Consider the following 1,171-nt stretch of genomic DNA (forward strand, 5'->3'; position numbering starts at 1 on the left):
GGGGAAACGCAGCGGACAGTCGACGGCACCGCCGGCGGAGGACGATGGCGGGCCGGCACCCCACAGCGTGGTCCGGGCCCGCCAGGAAAGCCCCCCGTCGGGGTCGACGAGTTCGGTGGGCGTGCCGACGAGATCGGTGACGATGGCGTGGAAGCGGACGTCGAACCACTCCTGGTCGGGATCATCCGGTCCTTCGTCGACGTCCCGGCCGGCACCGTTGCCGTGCGGGGGCTTGCCAGTGTGGGAGGCGGTGCGGACGGTAATCTCCCTGCCTACTTGAACCCGATCCCTCACACGTTCGGAATAGGCTGCGGACGTCTCACATCTCTTGATAAGCAAATTCACGAGTTAGTCAGACAAAATTTCAATCATCTTTCCTGCAAGGTCAAAAAAAGAAATCTCGACACCGCCTGGGGGGCCAACGGGATCGGAACCGCCGCCGATCTCTATTACACCTGAGTCGCGAGAAACCCTTCCGTTTGAATCACCCAGACGAGAAACCGCCAGCGCATAAATGAAGGTCACCTCTGCAACGCCAGCAGAATTTGGCATTTCAACCAGATACGCCGAAAGCCACCGCGCCATCCATGCAGAGAAGCGCGAGACAGACGGCCCTTGCGCCGTCACGCACAGCCTGACGCCTCCGGTTGTGCAGGTGACCGAGGCAACAAATTCCGCTTGTTGCCTCAACCGCCAAGGCGGCGACCATGAGACGGAACACCCCTCAGCCACCTGGTACATATCCATGATATCTCTCGATTATCCTATCCTCAAATTCCTGGCGCAGATGATGACGCAATTCCACCCGCAGGCCGGTACCGGGCTCGATCCCCACCCGATGAGGCGAGTTCGGCGCCTTGGGCACGGAATCATCGAGAATCTTCTGTGCGTCACCTCTGGGGGCCCGGCTCACTTCACGACCTCGGGAGTCAGTGCGGGATCGGGTACCATGTTTCGGGTTATGCTCATAGGCACGAATGATAGGTTTTGAATCCCCATAGCCCATTAGACCGAACGGGTCGATCCAGCCTGTCGGGTTGGAGATATAGGTATGCGGGTTGGGGTCGCCTTCTAGGCCGAGGGGGTCGGTGGAGTCGTAGCGGGCTGTCTCGGGATCGTAGTAACGGAAGTAATTGTAGTGGGCGCCGGTTTCGGGGTCGTGGTACTGGCC

Annotated in this window: 3 protein-coding genes; all 3 read right to left on the reverse strand. The window is 60.0% G+C overall.

Features of this window, described 5'->3' with window-relative positions:
* Positions 1–294: RHS domain-containing protein (locus U9979_RS16845; RefSeq protein WP_322780142.1), on the reverse strand; the 294-nt coding region annotated here is incomplete at its 3' end.
* A gap of 54 nt (positions 295–348) precedes the next feature.
* Complete coding sequence (locus U9979_RS16850; RefSeq protein WP_322780143.1) at positions 349–627, reverse strand: hypothetical protein; 279 nt, start codon at positions 625–627, stop codon at positions 349–351.
* Between the two features lie 97 nt (positions 628–724).
* On the reverse strand, positions 725–1,171 hold a 447-nt coding region (locus U9979_RS16855; RefSeq protein WP_322780144.1), incomplete at its 5' end, for an RHS repeat-associated core domain-containing protein.

This window comes from Protofrankia sp. Cas4, assembly GCF_963555915.1.
In the GTDB taxonomy this organism is placed as follows: Bacteria; Actinomycetota; Actinomycetes; order Frankiales; family Frankiaceae; genus Protofrankia.